Source organism: Corynebacterium liangguodongii, from assembly GCF_003070865.1.
GTDB lineage: Bacteria > Actinomycetota > Actinomycetes > Mycobacteriales > Mycobacteriaceae > Corynebacterium > Corynebacterium liangguodongii.
Genome location: NZ_CP026948.1, coordinates 2,064,666 through 2,083,475, shown reverse-complemented (window position 1 = coordinate 2,083,475; position 18,810 = coordinate 2,064,666). Strand labels below are relative to the sequence as shown.

General features: G+C 64.2%; 18 protein-coding genes. 12 read left to right on the top strand and 6 right to left on the bottom strand.

Going from position 1 to position 18,810, the window contains the following annotated elements; all coding sequences use genetic code 11:
- Positions 1-216 precede the first annotated feature (216 nt).
- Entirely contained in the window at positions 217-831 is a 615-nt protein-coding gene (locus C3E79_RS11430; RefSeq protein ID WP_425266442.1) for a DUF6973 domain-containing protein, read from the top strand.
- An 835-nt stretch (positions 832-1,666) separates the two neighbouring features.
- Here C3E79_RS11430 and C3E79_RS09885 read toward each other — a convergent pair.
- Entirely contained in the window at positions 1,667-1,888 is a 222-nt protein-coding gene (locus tag C3E79_RS09885; protein WP_108404752.1) for a recombinase family protein, read from the bottom strand.
- A 751-nt stretch (positions 1,889-2,639) separates the two neighbouring features.
- Between C3E79_RS09885 and C3E79_RS09880 the strand changes: the two genes are divergently transcribed.
- Positions 2,640-4,274, top strand: coding sequence for a CTP synthase (locus tag C3E79_RS09880; RefSeq protein ID WP_108404751.1), 1,635 nt, complete (start codon positions 2,640-2,642; stop codon positions 4,272-4,274).
- Positions 4,275-4,281: 7 nt separating this feature from the next.
- On the opposite strand, the gene C3E79_RS09875 is transcribed toward C3E79_RS09880, so the two are convergent.
- Positions 4,282-5,646, bottom strand: a complete 1,365-nt coding sequence (locus C3E79_RS09875) for an FAD-dependent oxidoreductase (protein ID WP_108404750.1) — start codon at positions 5,644-5,646, stop codon at positions 4,282-4,284.
- Positions 5,647-5,925: 279 nt separating this feature from the next.
- On the opposite strand from C3E79_RS09875, the gene C3E79_RS09870 reads away from it, so the two are divergent.
- The 7 genes from C3E79_RS09870 to C3E79_RS09840 are packed head-to-tail and all read left to right on the top strand — an operon-like array spanning position 5,926 to position 12,556.
- Entirely contained in the window at positions 5,926-7,602 is a 1,677-nt protein-coding gene (locus C3E79_RS09870) for a nitrite/sulfite reductase (RefSeq protein WP_108404749.1), read from the top strand.
- Positions 7,599-7,874 carry a hypothetical protein gene (locus tag C3E79_RS09865; protein WP_108404748.1) on the top strand — a complete coding sequence of 92 codons (276 nt, stop codon included), beginning with the start codon at positions 7,599-7,601 and terminating at the stop codon, positions 7,872-7,874. Before C3E79_RS09870 ends, C3E79_RS09865 begins: the two co-directional genes overlap by 4 nt.
- Before the next feature lie 14 nt (positions 7,875-7,888).
- Positions 7,889-8,668 (top strand): phosphoadenylyl-sulfate reductase, encoded by a 780-nt coding sequence (locus tag C3E79_RS09860; protein WP_108404747.1) that lies wholly within the window; start codon positions 7,889-7,891, stop codon positions 8,666-8,668.
- A 13-nt stretch (positions 8,669-8,681) separates the two neighbouring features.
- Positions 8,682-9,599, top strand: a complete 918-nt coding sequence (gene cysD, locus C3E79_RS09855) for a sulfate adenylyltransferase subunit CysD (protein WP_108404746.1) — start codon at positions 8,682-8,684, stop codon at positions 9,597-9,599.
- Positions 9,599-10,867 (top strand): sulfate adenylyltransferase subunit 1, encoded by a 1,269-nt coding sequence (locus C3E79_RS09850; RefSeq protein WP_108404745.1) that lies wholly within the window; start codon positions 9,599-9,601, stop codon positions 10,865-10,867. The genes cysD and C3E79_RS09850 overlap by 1 nt, the downstream gene beginning before the upstream one ends.
- 9 nt (positions 10,868-10,876) lie before the next feature.
- Positions 10,877-11,605 carry a sirohydrochlorin chelatase gene (locus C3E79_RS09845; protein WP_108404744.1) on the top strand — a complete coding sequence of 243 codons (729 nt, stop codon included), beginning with the start codon at positions 10,877-10,879 and terminating at the stop codon, positions 11,603-11,605.
- Positions 11,606-12,556 carry a sulfite exporter TauE/SafE family protein gene (locus C3E79_RS09840; RefSeq protein ID WP_108404743.1) on the top strand — a complete coding sequence of 317 codons (951 nt, stop codon included), beginning with the start codon at positions 11,606-11,608 and terminating at the stop codon, positions 12,554-12,556.
- Here the strand turns inward: C3E79_RS09840 and C3E79_RS09835 are convergent.
- Together C3E79_RS09835 and arsB are read right to left on the bottom strand one after the other, a co-directional pair.
- Positions 12,553-12,966 (bottom strand): arsenate-mycothiol transferase ArsC, encoded by a 414-nt coding sequence (locus tag C3E79_RS09835; RefSeq protein ID WP_108404742.1) that lies wholly within the window; start codon positions 12,964-12,966, stop codon positions 12,553-12,555. The two genes, C3E79_RS09840 and C3E79_RS09835, sit on opposite strands and share 4 nt — an antisense overlap.
- A gap of 11 nt (positions 12,967-12,977) precedes the next feature.
- Entirely contained in the window at positions 12,978-14,063 is a 1,086-nt protein-coding gene (gene arsB / locus C3E79_RS09830) for an ACR3 family arsenite efflux transporter (RefSeq protein ID WP_108404741.1), read from the bottom strand.
- 98 nt (positions 14,064-14,161) lie between these two features.
- Here arsB and C3E79_RS09825 point away from each other — a divergent pair, with 98 nt between their 5' ends.
- Positions 14,162-14,488, top strand: coding sequence for an ArsR/SmtB family transcription factor (locus tag C3E79_RS09825; protein WP_108405163.1), 327 nt, complete (start codon positions 14,162-14,164; stop codon positions 14,486-14,488).
- A 65-nt stretch (positions 14,489-14,553) separates the two neighbouring features.
- Positions 14,554-15,699, top strand: coding sequence for a lipase family protein (locus tag C3E79_RS09820; protein ID WP_235840625.1), 1,146 nt, complete (start codon positions 14,554-14,556; stop codon positions 15,697-15,699).
- A gap of 9 nt (positions 15,700-15,708) precedes the next feature.
- Here C3E79_RS09820 and C3E79_RS09815 read toward each other — a convergent pair whose 3' ends face one another.
- A complete protein-coding gene (locus C3E79_RS09815; RefSeq protein WP_108404740.1) occupies positions 15,709-16,233 on the bottom strand; it encodes a type 1 glutamine amidotransferase domain-containing protein in 525 nt (174 codons plus the stop codon).
- A 118-nt stretch (positions 16,234-16,351) separates the two neighbouring features.
- On the bottom strand, positions 16,352-17,728 hold the full coding sequence (locus C3E79_RS09810) for an AI-2E family transporter (protein WP_108405161.1): 1,377 nt from the start codon (positions 17,726-17,728) through the stop codon (positions 16,352-16,354).
- Positions 17,729-17,980: 252 nt separating this feature from the next.
- On the opposite strand from C3E79_RS09810, the gene C3E79_RS09805 reads away from it, so the two are divergent.
- Positions 17,981-18,775, top strand: a complete 795-nt coding sequence (locus tag C3E79_RS09805) for a hypothetical protein (protein WP_108404739.1) — start codon at positions 17,981-17,983, stop codon at positions 18,773-18,775.
- The last annotated feature ends 35 nt before the right edge of the window (positions 18,776-18,810 follow it).

The following is an 18,810-nucleotide window of genomic DNA, read 5'->3' as shown; positions in this document are numbered from 1 at the left end:
GCGACTGTGGCTTGCATTACAAGAGAAACTCCCCTATGGTTGGAGATTGGAAAGGACAGAGTTTCCAGTGCTACGAAGCGTCGAGAGGGAAAATCTGGCAATTATTTTCAAAAATGGTGTCTGCCATTAAAGCGTGCTCCTAGACATTGGCTCAACTAACAGTATGCAAGAGGAAGGTTCAAAATGCGCAATAATAGAATCAAATTCTTGGTCTCCGTGTGGACGGTGCTAATCGGACTGAGCATGGCTCCAGTCGCTCCTGCCCACGCTCAGGCTCCCAGTGAATTTGAAGACCTGGCAGATGCCTACGATGAAGTGATTCGAATTTCAAATGATTTGAGAGCTAAGAATGGGATCAAAGACGGTGAGGAGACCCCTCAATATATCGTTGATCAGGTCGTGCGGGATCGGCAATCTCGGCAAGAACTAAGAGATTCGGGCGACGCTTATGGAACGAAACTAGGTTATCGAGAGATCGCTGCTTGCGCGACCAATCCAGCAGATTGCGCGCGTGCGAAATCGGCGATTAAAGATGCTGAACGAATTTCTGTAGAACGATTTCCCGGCGACTCAAATGATAATGCACAAGACGCAGACCGGCACTGTATTTGGCAAGCCTTGACAACAATCCGTTCAAATGCAGACTTCGCGCGACAAATAGGAGACGCACATGAAGCAGATCATCCTGGTTCGGATGCGGCTGCCCAAATGGACCAAGCGAACAATCAGACTGGACGCGAAGTGGGTCAGCGACACCCGCAAGACGAGGGCGCGGCAATCAATGAGTGCCACGATCTAGCTGCATCGGGGCAACTAGTTACCCTCAAGTAATGAGAGGACACTTTTATGAGTAATCGGTCGACCGTCATTCCGGTAACGATCGGTATTTTTGGGGGCTTAGCAACAGTGTATTTAGGTGCAATGGCGAATGTCCTGCTTCTGAGAAATTCCGTTGCTCTGGGATTATTGCTGCCGACAATTGTTTTTGCAATAGTTACTGTTGCGGCTCTGGCCCGTATTCATAATTCCGACAGTAAGGGCTTTACGCACAGAGCACAGTACCTGTTAGCTAGTTACGTCGTGAGTTTCGTGATATCGGCTGGACTGTGGATTTGGCTTTTGTATCCTTACGTTAGCCTCGCGGGGTGGGATTGATTTTTTAATGAGACCGTCCAAAAAGGGCGGAAAAGATAGTCTCGGTGACATCCGCTGTCAAAATACAGTGCGTTTCCGGGGTGCGTCCTGGCGAGCTGCTCGATTGAATTTACTACTATGACTCCCTCGGCTCGGTCGTGGTGGCCGGGGTGCAGTCCCGGTGTACTGCGCTCGCGTCAATCACCCCTTAGCGATCTGGCGCTTTTTGGTGAGGATTATTGTTGGGGCGCCGATACCCAGGCTCTCGGCCATCGCGGCCCGCGAGATCGTGCAGTTCGCAATCCACTGCGCAACCATGCGTCCTGATGCTCAGTCACTTTCGTCTGCTGTCCCGTCAATCGGCCGTGGGCTTTTGCTAGCTCCAGCTCTTCTTTGGTTCTTGGTGAGATCAGGTCTCGCCCTCGACCTAGGCGATCATGGCCAGCATGTTGAACCTTAACTAGTCCATCGGGTCGACAGGGTTGTCGACATTGCTGCCGATCTGCAGCCTTGCTTTCTTCGTGGCGATTTCCTACGCGACCGAATGCGCGTGCGGCACACTGCGGACCAGGCGGTCGAATTTGGTCACCACGAACGTGTCGCCTTCACGGAGTCGATCAACAGCTCGTGCAAGCCCGGGCCGGTTGAGGTTGGAGGCGGCGTAGCCATGGTCGAGGAGGATGATGTACTCATCTACCCCGAGCTGTTTCAGAAGCCGGGTCTGCACGGAGAGTTCTTGGTCGCGGGCCGACAGTCGGGCCTAACCAATCTTCGTAGCGGTTACCTACCCTTCTTGGGCGCATCTGCCCTGGCGGACGTTTCGCCTATGAGAGTTACGGCGGTTGAGAGGAGATTACCAACGACGATTCCAACATTCCCGGGCCACTGGAGCGTTTGGATTAAGAGGTTGGTGGTAGCAGTGGCAGCACTGGATGCGTAGAGCGTACACAATGAGCCCAATCACGGCATCTTTCCTGGCCTGCCCTCTGGTCGTACTGCCCGTCACATTACAGTGACAGCTGAAGGCAGACAACCCCGTTGCCGACAAGAACCATATAAGCAAAGGTCACAATTACCGCGTGGTGTTGGCAGCGATTGAAAAGTAGCCCTTCTATGACGGTTGAAGAGTGCTGGTCGTGGAATAATAGAAATCAAGGAACAAGCTTAGGAACACAACCCCGGGGCACTTCATGTGCGCCAATGGGGAGTTGAGAAGTACGTCGCTAGAAAACAGGCGGGTTAAGTTGGAGCTACGAGGTCCCCAACGGCACGTCATTGGCGCCGAGTGCTTGCTTCGCGTAGCGAGGTCATTACCTATCCGATGATATTTCTTCAGATCGGAGTCGCACGCACTTTCATTCCGGTGCACTGTTTGGGTGAACACTTTGGAGGGGGATAGGCAGCGCAGTCGGCAGGAACGGTGTGGAAGCAACCGCCGCTACTGTTTCACAATGTCCCCCATAAAAATTGACCCTGTCCTCAGTTAACTAGTATTCTGAAATTCCATGGTCACTAAGTTCATCATGGTTACCGGGGGCGTTGCCTCCTCCCTTGGAAAGGGACTCACCGCGGCGTCGCTCGGCCGCTTGCTCACCTCACGTGGTCTGAAGGTGACCATGCAGAAGCTCGATCCCTACCTCAACGTCGACCCGGGCACGATGAACCCCTTCCAGCACGGCGAGGTGTTTGTCACCGAGGACGGTGCCGAGACCGACCTCGACCTGGGGCACTACGAGCGCTTCTTGGACCGCAACCTCTCCGCCGGCGGCAACGTGACCACCGGAAAGGTCTACTCCTCGGTGATTGCCAAGGAGCGCCGCGGCGAGTACCTCGGCCAGACCGTGCAGGTCATCCCCCACATCACCGATGAGATCAAAGCCCGCATCGTCGCGATGGCTACCCCGGACGCGAACGGCGAGCAGCCGGACGTGGTCATTACCGAGATCGGCGGCACCGTCGGCGACATCGAGTCCCAGCCCTTCCTCGAGGCCGCCCGCCAGATCCGCCACGACGTCGGCCGGGAAAACGTCTTCTACCTGCACGTCTCCCTGGTTCCCTACCTTGGGCCGTCGAAGGAATTGAAGACCAAGCCCACCCAGCACTCCGTAGCCGAGTTGCGCTCTATCGGCCTCGTCCCGGACTCGGTGGTGCTGCGCAGCGACCGCGAGGTGGGCGACAGCCTCAAGGACAAGATCGCGCTGATGTGCGACATCGACCGCGAGGGCGTGGTGTCCTGCCCGGACGCGCCGAGTATCTACGACATCCCCAAGGTCCTCTACGACCAGCGCCTGGATACCTTCATCATCCGCCGGCTGAACCTGCCGTTCCAGGACATTGACTGGACCGTGTGGGGTGACCTGCTCGACCGCGTGCACACCCCGGAAGGCGAGGTCAACGTCGCGCTCGTGGGCAAGTACGTCGACCTGCCGGACGCCTACCTCTCCGTGGCCGAGGCCGTCCGCGCGGCCGGTTTCGCCCACCGTGTGAAGGCGAACATCCGCTGGGTCGGCTCCGACGAGTGCGAAACCGAGGCGGGCCTGGCTAAGAACATGGAGGGGATTGACGCCATCGTCATCCCGGGCGGGTTCGGCGGCCGCGGCATCGAGGGCAAGATCGCGACGATCCGTTACGCGAAGGAGACCGGCACCCCGCTGTTGGGGATTTGCCTGGGCATGCAGTGCATCGTCATCGAGGCGGCGCGCAGCGCGGGCGTCGATACTGCATCGTCCACGGAGTTCGACCCGGATACCGCCGAACCAGTGATCGCCACCATGGAAGAGCAGCTGAGCGCGGTCTCCGGGGAGGCCGATCTGGGTGGCACCATGCGCCTGGGTTCCTACCCGGCAACGCTCGCGGAGGGCTCCGTTGTCGCGGGCCTCTACGGCACCACGGAGGTCACCGAGCGCCACCGCCACCGCTACGAGGTCAACAACGCCTACCGCGACAAGCTCACCGAGGCCGGCCTGGTCATCTCGGGCACCTCGCCCGACGGCAAGCTGGTCGAGTTCGTCGAGTACCCAAAGTCGGTCCATCCGTATCTCGTGGCCACCCAGGCTCACCCCGAGCTGAAGTCGCGGCCGACTCACGCGCATCCGCTTTTCGACGGCTTGATTGCCGCCGCGCTGGAGCGCAAGAACTAGCCAGAATCTAGGGCACCTGCGGCACGGCGCGGGCGTGGGTGACCATGTCCTCCCACTCGACGATCTTCCGGCGCTCGCGCGGCAGCAGCTCGCTGGTTTCGCCGAGGCGGCGCTCCTCTGCGTCGAGGCGGTACCAGCCGTCCCAGGTGGTGTAGGCAATGCCGCGGGATTCCAAGAGCGCGATGATGGCGTCCGGGTCGGAGTGCTTCGGGGTGGGCAGCTTCCCGGCCGCGGCATCCTCGAAGAGCATGTCGGTGGTCTCTTTGGCATCGGACTTCGTGTTGCCGATCAGCCCGATGGGGCCGCGCTTGATCCAGCCGGTGACGTAGAGGGCCTCTTCCAGGCCGGTCTCGCCCAGGACGTGGCCGCCGTCGTTGGGGATGACGTTGCGCTCGAGGTCGAAGGGTACGCCCTCGACCGGCTCGGAGCGGTACCCGATGGCGTGGTAGACCTGCTGCACCGGCCAGTCGGTGAACTTGCCGGTGCCGCGGATGCCGCCCTCGCCGTCAAGCTCCTGGCGCTCGGTACGCACGCCGACGATGTCGTCGCCCTCGGTGAGCACCTCGACGGGCTCTTCGAAGAAGTGGATGTAGATCTTGTGGGGAGAATCGTCGGGCTCGCGCATCGCGTACTGCTCGAGGACCTGGCAGTTCAGGTCGATGGATTTATCCTTGCGGCGCAGCTCCTCGGAGAGCTGGTCGTAGTCGATATCCTCGGGGTCGACGAGCACTTGGATGGTGTCAGAGAGGTCGAGCTCGCGCAGCTCCTTCGGCGTGAACTTCGCCTGGGCGGGACCGCGGCGGCCGAACATGTGGACAACCTCGGCCTTGTTATTCTTCAGCGAGTCGTAGACGTTGTCCGGGATCTCGGTGACGAGCAGCTCGTCGCCGGTCTTGGCCAGGATGCGGGAGATATCGAGCGCGACGTTGCCGACGCCGATGACGGCGACCTCGCGGGCGGAGAGGCCCCAGTTGCGCTCGAAGCGGGGGTTACCGTCGTAGAAGCCGACGAACTCGCCTGCGCCGATGGACTTCTCTCCGCCGGGGATGAGCAGCTCGCGGTCTCTCACGGCGCCGGTGGAAATCACGATGGCGTCGTAGTAGTCGCGCAGCTCCTCGATGGTGATGTCGCGCCCGATGGTGATGTTGCCTAGGAGCCGCAGGTGTGGCTTGTCCAGAACGTTGTGGAGGGATTTGACGATACCCTTGATGCGCGGGTGGTCCGGGGCCACGCCGTAGCGGATGAGGCCGAACGGGGCAGGCATCTGTTCGAAGAGGTCAACGGAGATCTCGAGCTCTTCGTTGCGGATCAAAAGATCAGAGGCGTAGATGCCGGCGGGGCCGGCGCCGATGACGGCGACGCGCAAACTCATGAGGTGGTGGTCCTTTCCGGTACGGTTTTCTGTTCGTCCATGGTAGACCATAGACCGCTTGGTCTAAAAATCTACCTGTCGCGGCAGGGGTGTCAAGCGTGCGGTCCAATATTCATTCACCAAGCTGCCTGTAGAATTAGATTCACGGCCAAATATGCTGGGTAAATGGCGTAACCGTCCGGCCCGTATTGCAATAGACAAAGCAGTACGGCAGACTCCCGGGAGAGCGCCGTGATCCGGCAAATGTATAGACAGCGTGGTCTATGTGTAAGGAGTAACATGACAGGCCCCACCGCGAAAACGCGAGAAGTCAAGGCCCGGTCCAAGAAGCCGGAAGGGCAGTGGCTTGTAGACGGCACCTCGCCGCTCAACCACGACGAGGAGCTCAAGCAGGAAGAGCCGGTGATGCAGGTCAAGCAGCGCGTCATCGAGACCTACTCCAAGCAGGGCTTTAACTCCATCCCCGCCGAAGACCTCGCGCCGCGCTTCAAATGGCTAGGGCTCTATACCCAGCGTAAGCAAAACCTCGGCGGGGAGTACACCGGCGAAGACAACTCCGTCCTCCAAGACGAATACTTCATGATGCGCATTCGTTTCGACGGCGGGCAGTGCACCACCGAGCAGGCCCGCGCCGTCGGCGAGCTCTCGCGCGACTGGGCACGCTCCACCATCGACCTCACAGACCGGCAGAACATCCAGCTGCACTGGGTCGCCATCGAGGACGTCCCCGCCATCTGGGACAAGCTCGAAGCCGTGGGCCTCAACACGTGGGACGCCTGCGGCGACGTGCCGCGCGTCGTGCTCGGCTCGCCAGTGGCAGGGGTGGCTAAGGACGAGATTATCGACGCCACGCCGGCCATCGAGCGCATCCACGAGATTGTCACGAACGACGAGTTCCAAAACCTGCCCCGCAAGTTCAAGTCGGCGATCTCCGGCAACGCCCGCCAAGACGTCGTCCACGAGATCAACGACCTCGCCTTCATCGGCGTCGAGCACCCCGAGCTCGGCCCGGGCTTCGAGTGCTACGTCGGCGGGGGCTTATCCACCAACCCGATGCTCTCGCAGTCCCTCGGCGCGTTTATCACCTTAGAGCAGGTGCCCGATGTCTGGGCGAACGTCGTGCGCATCTTCCGCGACTACGGCTACCGCCGCCTGCGCAACCGCGCGCGCCTGAAGTTCCTCGTCGCCGAGTGGGGGGTGGAGAAGTTCCGCCGCATCCTCGAAGAGGACTACCTCGGCTACGCGCTTCCCGACGGCCCGCACGCACCAACCAACCTCATCGACCGCGACCACATCGGCGTACACGAGCAGGTCGACGGCAAGTTCTACATCGGCGTCAAGCCCACCCTAGGCCACATGTCCGGCGAGCAGCTCATCGCCGCTGCAGAGCTCGCGGAGTCTTACGGGCTCTCCCGGCTGCGCTTCACGCCGTTTAAAGAGATGCTCTTCCTGGATGTGGAGGAAGGGGACGTCGAGAAGCTGCAAGCGGACCTGGAGAACATGGGCCTGTACTCCAAGCCCAGCGAGTTCCGCCGCGGCCTGCTCTCGTGCACCGGCCTGGAGTACTGCAAGCTCGCACACGTGACCACCAAGTCGCGCGCCATCGAGCTTGCCGACGAACTCGAGGAGCGCTTCGGTGACCTCGACTCTCCGATCACCATCTCGCTCAACGGCTGCCCGAATGCCTGCGCCCGCCACTACGTCTCCGACATCGGGCTCAAGGGCCAGATGGTGGTGGGCCCCGACGGCGAGAAGGTCGAGGGGTTCCAGGTCCACCTCGGCGGCGGCGTCGGGGAGGGGGCGAACTTCGGCCGCAAGATCCGCGGGCACAAGGTGCTCTCGACCGAGCTGACCGACTACGTCACCCGCGTCGTGCAGAACTACGTGGACAAGCGCGCCGACGGCGAGATCTTCCGCGACTGGCTGCGCCGCGCGGACGAGGAGGACCTGAAGTGAGTGTGCGCCGCGCGCCGAACCCGAACCGGAACTTCCCCTCGTTTTGCCCCTACTGCGCGGGCGAGGAGCTCTACCCCCACGAAGGCAGCGACTTTAGCTGGAAGTGCGGCGAGTGCCTGCGCATTTTCGAGGTGAAGTTCTACGGCCAGGACGACGCAGACGTCGCTCCCGCCCCGGCCGTCTCCACCGAGGAGGCACTGCAGAATTCTCTGCGCAGGCACGGTCATGATGCGGTCCTGCGCACCATCGGTCACACTGGAGGGAACGCATGAAAGGTGATGGAACGATGATTAATTTTCTCCAGGGTCCCTCCGGTAGCTTCAAAGACCCCGAGGTAAGCCCTGCCGGGCCGAAGGACACCGAGCCGCTCGACCCGGAGGTCCGGGCGCGCAACGAAGAGCTCGTCGATACGTACGCGCGCGAGCTCTACGACGCCCCCGCCGAGACGATCCTCTCCTGGGCCCACGAGAACGCCCCCGGCAAGCTCGTGGTCACGCTGTCGATGGAAAACACGGTGCTCGCCGAGCTCGCCGAGCGCCACCTGCCGGACGCGGACTTCCTCTTCCTCGATACGGAGTACCACTTCCCGGAGACCCTCGAGGTGGCCGATGAAGTCGAGCGGCGCTACCCCTCCCACAAGCTCGTGCGCACCAAGGCCATCCTCTCTCGCGCCGAGCAGGACGCCACCTACGGGCCGAACCTCTACCGCTTAAACCCCACCGCGTGCTGCCGCATGCGCAAGGTCGAACCTCTCGCCGTGCACATGAGCCCGTATGCGGGGTGGATCACCGGCCTACGGCGCGCAGACGGCCCCACCCGCGCCAAGGCGCCGGCCCTGTCGCTGGATAACACTGGTCGGCTCAAGATCTCCCCGCTGGTGACCTGGACACTGGAGGATACCGACGAGTTCGAGGAGACCAACAACCTCATCATCCACCCGCTGACCCGCCAGGGCTACCCCTCGATCGGGTGCGCGACGTGCACGCTTCCCGTGGCGGAAGGGCAAGACCCGCGCGCCGGGCGGTGGGCCTTTAGCGCCAAGACCGAATGCGGACTCCACGAGTAGTAAAGGTTTGACGATGACTGCAACAACACATACCCAGGCGCTCTCGCCGCACCTGAAGGACTTGGAAGACGAGTCCATCCACATCCTGCGCGAAGTCGCCGGGCAGTTCGACAAGATCGGGCTGCTGTTCTCCGGCGGCAAGGACTCCTGCGTCGTGCTCGAGCTCGCGCGCCGCGCCTTTTACCCGGCGGCGATGCCGATTGAGCTGCTCCACGTCGATACCGGGCACAACTTCCCCGAGGTCATCGAGTTCCGCGACGAGGTGGTGAAGGACTACGGCGCGCGCCTGCGCGTGGCCAAGGTGCAAGACTGGATCGACCGCGGTGACCTCGTCGAGCGCCCGGACGGCACCCGCAACCCGCTGCAGACCGTGCCGCTGGTGGAGACCATCGCTGAGGTCGGCTACGACGCCGTGCTCGGCGGGGCGCGCCGCGACGAGGAGAGGGCGCGCGCGAAGGAGCGCGTGTTCTCCATCCGCGACACCTTCGGCGGCTGGGATCCGCGCCGCCAGCGCCCCGAGCTGTGGGACCTCTACAACGGGGAGAAGCTCCCCGGCGAGAACGTACGCGTCTTCCCCATCTCCAACTGGACCGAGGCCGACGTGTGGGAATACATCGGCGCGCGCGAGATCCGCCTGCCGGAGATCTACTTCGCCCACGAGCGCGAGGTGTTCAACCGCGATGGCATGTGGCTCACCGCGGGCGAGTGGGGCGGGCCGCGAGAGGGCGAGGAGCTGGTCACCCGCACGGTGCGCTACCGCACCGTCGGCGACATGTCGTGCACCGGCGCCGTTGATTCGAATGCGTCGACTATCGACGAGGTCCTCGCCGAGATTGCCAATTCGACCCTGACCGAGCGCGGCGCGACGCGTGCCGACGACCGACTAAGCGAGTCCTCCATGGAAGACCGCAAGAAGGAGGGCTACTTCTGATGAGCGCCACCGATATGCTTTCCCAGCGCCAGACGCTGAGGCTGTGCACCGCCGGCTCCGTCGACGACGGCAAGTCCACCTTCGTCGGCCGCTTGCTGCACGACACCAAGAGCGTGCTGGCAGACCAGCTCGCCTCTGTCGAGCGCACCTCCGCAGACCGCGGCTTCGACGGGCTCGACCTCTCCCTGCTGGTTGACGGCCTGCGCGCGGAGCGCGAGCAGGGCATCACCATCGACGTCGCCTACCGCTACTTCGCCACCGACAAGCGCACCTTCATCCTCGCCGATACCCCGGGCCACGTGCAGTACACCCGCAACACGGTCACCGGCATGTCGACCTCCCAGGTCGTCGTGCTGCTTGTCGACGCCCGCAACGGCGTCGTCGAACAAACCGTGCGCCACCTCACCGTCGCCGCGCTGCTCGGCGTGAAAACGGTCATCCTCGCCGTGAACAAGATCGACCTTGTCGACTACTCCGAGGCCGTCTTCGACGAGATCAAGGCCGCGTTCTCCGCGAAGGCCGGCGACCTCGGCATCGCCGGCCCACACGTGGTTCCCATCTCGGCGCTCAAGGGCGATAACGTCGTCGAGCGCTCCACCCAGATGGACTGGTATGCGGGCCCGACCGTGCTCGAGCTGCTCGAATCCATCCCCGTGAACTCCGGCCGGGCCCTGGAGCTCGATTTCCGCTTCTACATCCAGTACGTCCTGCGCAACCACGCCACGGACTACCGCGCCTACGCGGGTCGCGTTAACGCAGGGACGATCTCGGTGGGCGATGAGGTCACCGCCGGCGGGCGCACGACGACGATCACGCACATCGACACCGCCGACGGCGAGCAGGACTCCGCCCGCGCCGGTGAGTCCGTGGCGCTTCGCCTGGCCGACGACATCGACCTCGTGCGCGGCGACCTCATCTCCGCGGGCAGCGCGCCACAGCCCGTGCGCGAGTTCGCCGCCACCGTCGTCGGGCTTACAGACAAGGCGATTGCCGCCGGTCAGGCCGTGAAATTGCGCCTGGGCACCTCGCTCGTGCGGGCGCGCGTTGGGGGCGTCGATAAGCTGATCGACCTCGACTCGCCCGCCGGCGATATCGCCAGCCCTGAGTCCTTTGGCCTCAACGACATCGCGCACGTGACCATCCAGGTGGCCATGGAGCTGCCGGTGGAGGACTACGCCGCGCGCGGCGCGGTGGGCAACTTCCTGCTCATCGACCAGGCCTCCGGCTCCACGCTCGCCGCCGGGCTCGTCGGGACCCGGCTGAGGTAGCTGGTAGCGATGACCGCCGCTTTGATTACGCTCTCGCACGGCTCGCGGCACGAGCGCGCCCAGCGCGGCATCGAGCGGCTCACGGCGGCGGCCGCAATGACCCTGGGGGTAGGCGCCATGGACTCCTACCTGGAATTCAATGCCCCCGACCTCACCGGGGCCGCGCGCCTGGCGGCCGCGGAGGGCTACGACACCGCGGTGGTCGTCCCGCTGCTTTTTACCCGCGCGTTCCACGCCACAAAGGACGTCCCCGCCGCCATCGACGCGGCCCGCGCAGCGACCGGGATTGAACTCGTGCCCGCGGCGGGGCTCGGCCAGGGCGCCGACCTCGTCGAGGTGCTCGCCCGCCGCGTGCGTGTCGACGCCCCTGTGCACGCCTCGATCATCCTCTACCCCGTAGGCACCTCCAACGATCAGGCTGCGGCGAAGACGCAGAACCTCGGCGCGGCACTCGGAGCCGCCACCGGCCGCGAGGTCACCGTCGTGCCCGCCACGGGCCGCGGCCGGATCACGGGCAACGAGGGGATCGAGCAGGCTGCCAGAGGGCAGCCGCAGGTGCACGTTGTGCCGCTGTTTGTCACCGACGGCCTCCTGCTCGATCGCGCCACGCACGCCTTCGGCGAGATCCAGGACCGCACGGGGGCGAGGATTACGCACTCGGCACCGCTGATAACAGACCTCACAGACATCGTTGCTTCGCGCTTTAGCGAGGCACTTCACGAAAGGGGGGAGATCTAGATGACCAGACTCACCACACTTATTCTCATCGCCATCGCCGGGCTCGCCGGCCAGCTCGTTGACGGAGGGCTCGGGATGGGCTTCGGGGTCACCTCGACGTCAATCCTGGTAGCGCTGGCGGGCCTGGGGCCGGCGAGTGCGTCGGCCGTGGTCCACACCGCGGAGCTGGGCACCACGTTCGTCTCTGGGCTCTCCCACTGGCGCTTCGGCAACGTGAACTGGAAGGTCGTTGCCACCATCTCCATCCCGGGCGCCATCGGTGCGTTTGCCGGGGCGACCGTGTTGTCGAACCTGTCGACGGAGGCGGCGAAGCCGATCATGTCGCTCATCCTGGCGCTCATCGGCCTGAACCTTTTGCTGCGGTTCTCCCGCGGGCTGACCAAACGGGTGGTCAACCCGAAGCCGCACTCGACAGGCTTCCTCGGCGGCCTCGGCCTCTTCGGCGGCTTTATCGACGCGACCGGCGGCGGTGGCTGGGGCCCGGTGACCACCTCGACCCTCATGGCTGCCGGCCGCTCCGAGCCGCGCTACATCGTGGGCACCGTCAACACCGCAGAGTTCTTCGTCACCTTCGCGGCCACGGCCGGCTTCCTCATCGGTATGTGGGAAGACCTCGTTGCCAACCTGGCCTCCGTCGGCGCCCTGCTCGTCGGCGGCGTGATCGCCGCACCGCTCGCCGCGTGGCTGGTCACCAGGCTCAACCCGGTCCTCCTCGGCGGGGTCGTGGGCACGCTCATCCTCGTGCTGAACCTGCCGACGGTACTGAAAGCCGTGGGCTTTACCGACCACCTGTGGGTCGTGCGCGTCGCCGTCCTCGTCCTCGGGCTGGCGTTGAGCGCCCACGGGGTGATCAAGTCGCGCCACAACTCCCGCGCGGCGGCGGAGAAGGAGCGCATCGCCGAGGACGCGCGCGCCCTCGGGGGCGTGGAAAACCACGCCGAATCCCGCTAAAGCAGGGACTCGATGAGCGCGGCCACCCGCGCATCAATGTCGTCGCGCACGAGCCTCATGCGCTCCATGCCCTCGATCCCGCGGGTGGAGGGCTCGTCGGTCACCCAGCGCTCGAGCGTTCCGCGCGCATCGCCGGGCAGCTCGAGCTGTGCATCCGAGCCCAAGATGATGGTGCGGTCCACCCGGCGCAGCAGGTCTGCGTCGATGGGCTTGGGCCGGCCGGAGGACATGTCCGCGCCGACCTCGGCGATGGCCTCGACGGACTCCGCATTCAGCGCGCGAGCGGGTTTCGTGCCGGCGGAGTGGATCTCGAGGCGCTCGCCCGCCCGCTTGTGCGCAAGCGCCGCGGCCATCTGGGATTTCCCGCCGTTGCCGACACAGACAAAGAGGACAGAGGGGGTATGAGGCATGGGGATTCCTTTCAGCGCGGGGCCGCGGCGGTTTCGGGCAGGGTGGGGTCGGAGGGGAAGAGTTTCGGGCCCGCCCAGAGCATAAAGTAGACGAGGCCGACGAGCACCGGGATTTCCACCAGCGGGCCGATCGTTCCCGCCAGGGCCTGCGCCGAGGTGGCCCCGAAGGTACCGATGGATACGGCGATGGCCAGCTCGAAGTTGTTGCCCGCGGCGGTAAAGGATACGGCGGCGGATTGCGCGTACCCCATGCCGGTGGCCTTGGAGGCGGCGAGTGCGAGGCCGAACATGAGCATGAAGTAGGCCACGAGCGGGACGGCGACGCGGGCCACCGTCAGGGGCTGGTCGATGATCTTCTCGCCCTGCAGGGAAAACAGTAAGACGATGGTGTAGAGCAGGCCGATCATCGCCAGCGGAGAGATGGCGGGTAGGAACCTCGATTCGTACCATGCCCGCCCGCGGGAGCGCTCGCCGATGAACCGAGAGGCCGCCCCGGCGAGGAGGGGAATGCCTAAGAAGACGAGTACGGAGCCGATGATCGCGGCGATGGAGAAATCCACCGAGGTCGTCTCTAAGCCCAGCCAGGAGGGCAGGACCTGCAGGTAGAACCAGCCGAGGATGCCGAAGGCGACCACCTGGAAGACGGAGTTGATGGCCACGAGCACGGCGGTGGCCTCGCGGTCGGCGCAGGAGAGGTCGGCCCACACGAGCACCATCGCGATGCAGCGGGCGAGGCCGACGATGATTAGGCCGGTGCGCAGCTCCGGTTGGTCGGGTAGGAAGATCCAGGCCAAGGCGAACATGAACGCCGGCCCGACCACCCAGTTGAGGGTGAGGGAGACGGCCATGAGCCGGGTATCCGCGGCGATCCCTGCGGCCTTGTCGTAGCGCACCTTTGCAAGCGGCGGGTACATCATGACCAACAGCCCCACGGCGATGGGCACGGAGATGCCGCCGACCTCGAGCGCGGAGAGTGCGGAGGGTACGCCCGGTATGAAGCGGCCGATGGCCAGTCCGAGCGCCATGGCGGCGAGGATGAATAAGGGAAGTGCGCGGTCTTGGACGGAGAGTCGGGGCAGCGCGGGAGAGTCGTTCATGAAATCCTCGGGTGCGGTGGGGGAATGGTTGTGCTATCGGCTTTTACCGGGGGCAGCCTATCCGATATATTGATGCGCGTCAATATATAGTGGATGGTGTGGAACACCGTGACCCCCAGTGCTGCCTCGGCACCAGCCCCCTCACCCCGGATGAGGCCGCCTGCTACGCAGGGCTCTTTCGCGTGCTCGCGGACCCCGCCCGTCTCGAGTTGCTCTCCCATATCGCTGCCGAGGGCTGCCGGCCGATGGGCGTGGGTGAGCTCGCCTCCTTAGTTGGCCTTAGTCAGCCGACCGTCTCCCACCATCTGAAGAAGCTTGCTGAGGCAGGCCTGGTGGACCGCGTCGCGCAGGGCCGCAGCACCATCCATGTCGTTGTGCCCGAGGCATTTGCTCGGCTTCGCAGGGTCCTTGACGTGGGACTGTAACAGTCTCCCCGGCCCCGCCGATCGAAGCTAGTGTGAGGCATACACTCGATCAGAAGGAGGCCGGCGTGAAAAGGTTGATTGGAATGATTGCGGCGGCCGCGACCGCCGCTGTGTTGGGGGCCGTAGGAGGAGGTTCTGCGACGGCGCAGGAGGTGCCCAACGGCAGCTCGCAGGTGTTCGGCTCGTGGTCGCGCCATGGGTTAGGCGCGCGCCCCATGGGAGATTACGTTCCGCCGCAGGAGGAACTCGATGCGGCGTTTCGCTGCGTCCACGACACCCCCGATCCCTCGGCAGTCAAGACAGTCGTGCTCGTCCCCGGCGTGGGGGCTGACGAGCAGCATTCGTTCGCGTGGAACTACATCCCGCAGCTCGGCGCGGAAGGTTTCGACATCTGCTGGGTCAGCCCGCCGCGTAACGGGCGCGGGGATATGACGCAGGCCGGCCTCTATGTGGCACACGGGGTGAAGCTAGCCCAGGCACGTCTCGGGAAAAACGTCTCCGTCATCGGCCACAGCGCGGGCCCGCCGGTGAGCATGTGGGGGCTGCGCTATGACGAGGAAGCGGCCTCGCTTGTTGATGACTTCATCGCGGTCGCCGGTGCCGTGCGCGGCACCACTCTCGTCGAGCCTGCGTGTCAGGCGGTGGGTGCCTGTCCCGTCGTGGCGTGGCAGATGCACCCGCAGTCCAACTTCGTCCAGGCGCTCAACGCCAGGCCGCTGCCCGATAGCATTTCAGTGACCAGCATCTATAGCCGCACCGACGGGGGGATCCAGCCGGCGGACGAGGTGAGCGCCATACGCGGCGCGGAGAACATCGCTGTGCAGGATATCTGCGCGAACCAGGCTCCCGGGCACCTGGGTATCTTAGCCAACAACACGGCCTACAGGCTTGTCCTCGATGCGCTGAATAACCCGGGACCTGCCAACCCCGAGAGGGCGGGGATCGATTGCTCGACACACCTCGCGCCCGGCCTAGTCGCGGCTGAGCTGCCCCAGCTACTTGGCGCCGTGCCAGAATACCTCTCTGCACTCGGCGAGCCGCGCTTCGAAAGTGAACCCGAGGTTCCTGGCTACGCGCGGGCGGACGTGACCAATCCCACTGAACCAGGCGAGATCGCCTCCGGCTCGTCCGTGCGTGCGCAGGACGCGAGTAGCACGCTCGTCGGCGCCATGCTCGGCAGCTCGGTGGGCGCTACCGGATCCTCCCGGTAACCACAGACGCTACTTGGCAAACTCGGCCACGAGCGCGGCGTTAAACGCCGGGAGGTCCTTCGGCGTGCGGGAGGAGATGAATCCGCCGTCGACGACGACCTCCTCGTCGACCCACTGCGCGCCGGCGTTGACCAGGTCGGTCTTAATGGACTTGTACGAGGTGAGCTTCACACCGCGGATCACGTTGGCGTCGGTAAGGATCCAGCCGCCGTGGCAGATCACGCCGGTCGGTTTGCCCGCCTCGCGCAGGGCGCGCACGAACTCGACCGCCGCTTCGTCGGTGCGGATGGTGTCGGCGTTGCCGGTGCCGCCGGGGAGAATCAGGGCGTCGTAGTCGGCGGCGTCGGCCCGAGACGTGGTGACGTCAACGGCGACCTTTGTGCCGTTCTTGCCCTCGATCTCGCCGGGTTCGGTGGCGATAACGTGGGTGGTCGCGCCCGCGGCCTCAACGGCCTCCTTCGGTGAGGTGAGCTCGGAATCTTCGAAGCGGTTCGTGGCCACAATGGCGACGAGCTTGCCGGTCAAATCGGCCATGGTTTGGGTCCTTTCTTTCTTTTATGTCTGCCTACGGTGGCCACGGTAGGCAAAAACCCGGTGCCGCGCAGGACGCGCAGGTCACCGGGTTGAACGGCGGATGCGGAGCAGTGGGCGGTTAGCCTCGCTGGTCGGGCTTTGCCTTGACCGTCGGGTCGTGGGTCGCGCTTGTACGCCCAGGCACCTCGCGGTCGAGCTCGTGCTCGGGGGCCTCTTTTTCGGAAGAGACTTTGGTCGAGCCGGTGGTCTGCGCGATCGGCTTGCCGTTTGAGCCGCGGTTGTTGCGGCCGAGGGAGCGCATCTTCTCGCGCACGGCCAAAAACGCCTCCTTGGAATCGACGCTTTGGCTTTGCTGGGTGGCGATCATGATGTCGTCGGCAGTAATTTGCCCCGCCCGCAGCGAGACCATCTCCGCCCAGTACCCGAGGAAGACCGCGACGACCGCAGCGACGGGGACGGCAAGGAAGGCGCCGATGATGCCGAAGAGGGTGCCGCCGAGGGCGACGGCCAGCAGCACGACCACGGCGTGCAGGCCCATCGCCCGCGATTGCAGGATCGGCTGCAAGACGTTGCCCTCGATCTGCTGGACAGCGATGACGAGCAGGAGCACGAGGATGGCGTTGGTCGGGCCGTTGGAGACGAGCGCCACCGCCACGGAGAGGGCACCGGCGGTAAACGCACCGATGATCGGGATGAACCCGGCGAAGAAGGTGATCAGCGCCAGCACGGGCCACAGCGGGACGCCCAGGAGGATGAGGCCGACGCCGATGAAGACCGCGTCGACCGCGGAGACGATCGCCTGCGTGCGGATGAACCCGGACAGCGTGTTCCAGGAGCGCATGAGCACCTCGGTGAGGTGCCAGCCCGAGCGCACGCCAGCGTACTTGCGCACGAAGGGCAAGAAGCCATCACCGTCTTTGAGGAAGAAGAACGTCAAGATGAGCGTGAGCACCATGGTGGTGCCAATGCTGGCGACGGCGCCGAGGCCATTAAAGACGCCGGAGGCGATTGTCGACGCCTGGCCGCGCACGAAGTCCGTTGCCTGCTGGATTCCCTGTTGGACTTTATCGGCCTCGATAAACCTGAGGTTTTCCTCCGCCCAGTTGATGATGACGTTGATGCCGGCCTGTGCCTGGACCACGAGGTCGCCGCCCTGCGAGCGCACGATCGGCGCCATCGCTGCGATGAGGCCTCCGAAGATCCCGAAGGAGGCGAGCAAGACGATGATCACAGCGAGGGCTGCGGGTACCTTGTGCGTGCGCAAGAAGCGCACCGGGGGCCAGAGCACGGTGCAGATGATCAGCGCCATCAGAACTGGCAGCACGCCGAACCAGACGTAGCGCAAGAGGTAGAACAACAACGCGGTCGCTGCGACAACGATGATGAAGCGCAGCGCCCACGCCGCGGCGGTACGCCCGTCGGCTGCGATGACCTGGCCCCGATCGATCGGCTCGCCGGAGAGCTCCTGCGCGGCGTCCGCCGCGGTGGGGAACATCTTTGGCTCTTCGACGGCGGTGTCGAGCGCGCCAATGTAGTCTTTATTGTCTTGATTTGGGGTGGCCTCCGCCGGCGTGGCGCGACTGTTTTCGCTGCTTGTATTCACAAGCACTTATTGTGCCAGATCGCGGGGGCCGGGGCAGACGCGAGGGTTTTTCTGTAAGAAAAATGGGAAAACCCTGGCACGGAGCAATGTCGGGCGCTAGGATCCTCGGCGAGAAGTAATTTCCCGACAGAAAGGATATGGACTATGAAACGAACCCGACTCGCTGCGCTCGCTACCTCGCTGGCCGTGGTGGCCACCGGCGTGGCCGCGCCGCACGCACGCGCGTGGGAAAACGGCTATAACGCCGCGACGGATACATGCACTATCACCTTCACTGAAAGCGACCAGGAGAAGGTCAACGACGCCTACCGCCAGCTCTTTGAGCTCATCGCACGCAATGCCTTTGCTGGCCTGAGCGAGCGGGAGGGCGCGGGCCTTATCGAGGCGTACGCGCTTGACCCGGCGACGAAGAATGCCGCGCTGTTGAGCCCGGATGCGGAGACGCGCGGGGCGCAGACGCGGTTTTTCATGTCCACCGGTGATGATCACTCGAACTACGTGCGCGGCGTGGCCTTTGCCAATCTGTCTAAGCGAGAGGTTATCGAGGATGGGGACCGGGAGATCGTGATGTTCCCGGCGCAGGCCCACGAGGAGGGCGGGCCCCTCTATGGTGTGGACCTCGCCGGCGTTGCCATGGCGGCAGCGTGGACCTCTGCGATCGACGGCGGTATCTCCGGAGCGAAGGACCTCATCGTGGAGACTGCCAAGGAGAACTACCCCCGCTTTGCTGCGCCGATCCTCACCTACAGCAAGGCCTTCGAGGCGTGCGCGAATAAGAAGGACTCGACGGGGGCTGTCTCCTCCGGCTCGAGCTTGAGTGGAGATCAGCTCTCCAGCATCGGCATCGCCGGCGGGGTGGTGGCGCTCATCCTCATTGCTGCGCTGGGGTTTGCCGCCCGCCCGCTCGTTGACCAGTGGGTTGCCGGCATGAACCGGTAGGGGGTCAGCATCGATAAGCAGGCGCTGTGGCGGAA

What these genes read in the sequence shown, in the direction of transcription:
- C3E79_RS09880 (WP_108404751.1), top strand. Translation starts at nt 2,640, where the DNA reads ATGGTCACTAAGTTCATCATGGTTACCGGGGGCGTTGCCTCCTCCCTT.
- C3E79_RS09875 (WP_108404750.1), bottom strand. Translation starts at nt 5,646, where the DNA reads ATGAGTTTGCGCGTCGCCGTCATCGGCGCCGGCCCCGCCGGCATCTAC.
- C3E79_RS09870 (WP_108404749.1), top strand. Translation starts at nt 5,926, where the DNA reads ATGACAGGCCCCACCGCGAAAACGCGAGAAGTCAAGGCCCGGTCCAAG.
- C3E79_RS09860 (WP_108404747.1), top strand. Translation starts at nt 7,889, where the DNA reads ATGATTAATTTTCTCCAGGGTCCCTCCGGTAGCTTCAAAGACCCCGAG.
- cysD (WP_108404746.1), top strand. Translation starts at nt 8,682, where the DNA reads ATGACTGCAACAACACATACCCAGGCGCTCTCGCCGCACCTGAAGGAC.
- C3E79_RS09850 (WP_108404745.1), top strand. Translation starts at nt 9,599, where the DNA reads ATGAGCGCCACCGATATGCTTTCCCAGCGCCAGACGCTGAGGCTGTGC.
- C3E79_RS09845 (WP_108404744.1), top strand. Translation starts at nt 10,877, where the DNA reads ATGACCGCCGCTTTGATTACGCTCTCGCACGGCTCGCGGCACGAGCGC.
- C3E79_RS09840 (WP_108404743.1), top strand. Translation starts at nt 11,606, where the DNA reads ATGACCAGACTCACCACACTTATTCTCATCGCCATCGCCGGGCTCGCC.
- C3E79_RS09835 (WP_108404742.1), bottom strand. Translation starts at nt 12,966, where the DNA reads ATGCCTCATACCCCCTCTGTCCTCTTTGTCTGTGTCGGCAACGGCGGG.
- arsB (WP_108404741.1), bottom strand. Translation starts at nt 14,063, where the DNA reads ATGAACGACTCTCCCGCGCTGCCCCGACTCTCCGTCCAAGACCGCGCA.
- C3E79_RS09815 (WP_108404740.1), bottom strand. Translation starts at nt 16,233, where the DNA reads ATGGCCGATTTGACCGGCAAGCTCGTCGCCATTGTGGCCACGAACCGC.
- C3E79_RS09810 (WP_108405161.1), bottom strand. Translation starts at nt 17,728, where the DNA reads ATGTTCCCCACCGCGGCGGACGCCGCGCAGGAGCTCTCCGGCGAGCCG.
- C3E79_RS09805 (WP_108404739.1), top strand. Translation starts at nt 17,981, where the DNA reads ATGAAACGAACCCGACTCGCTGCGCTCGCTACCTCGCTGGCCGTGGTG.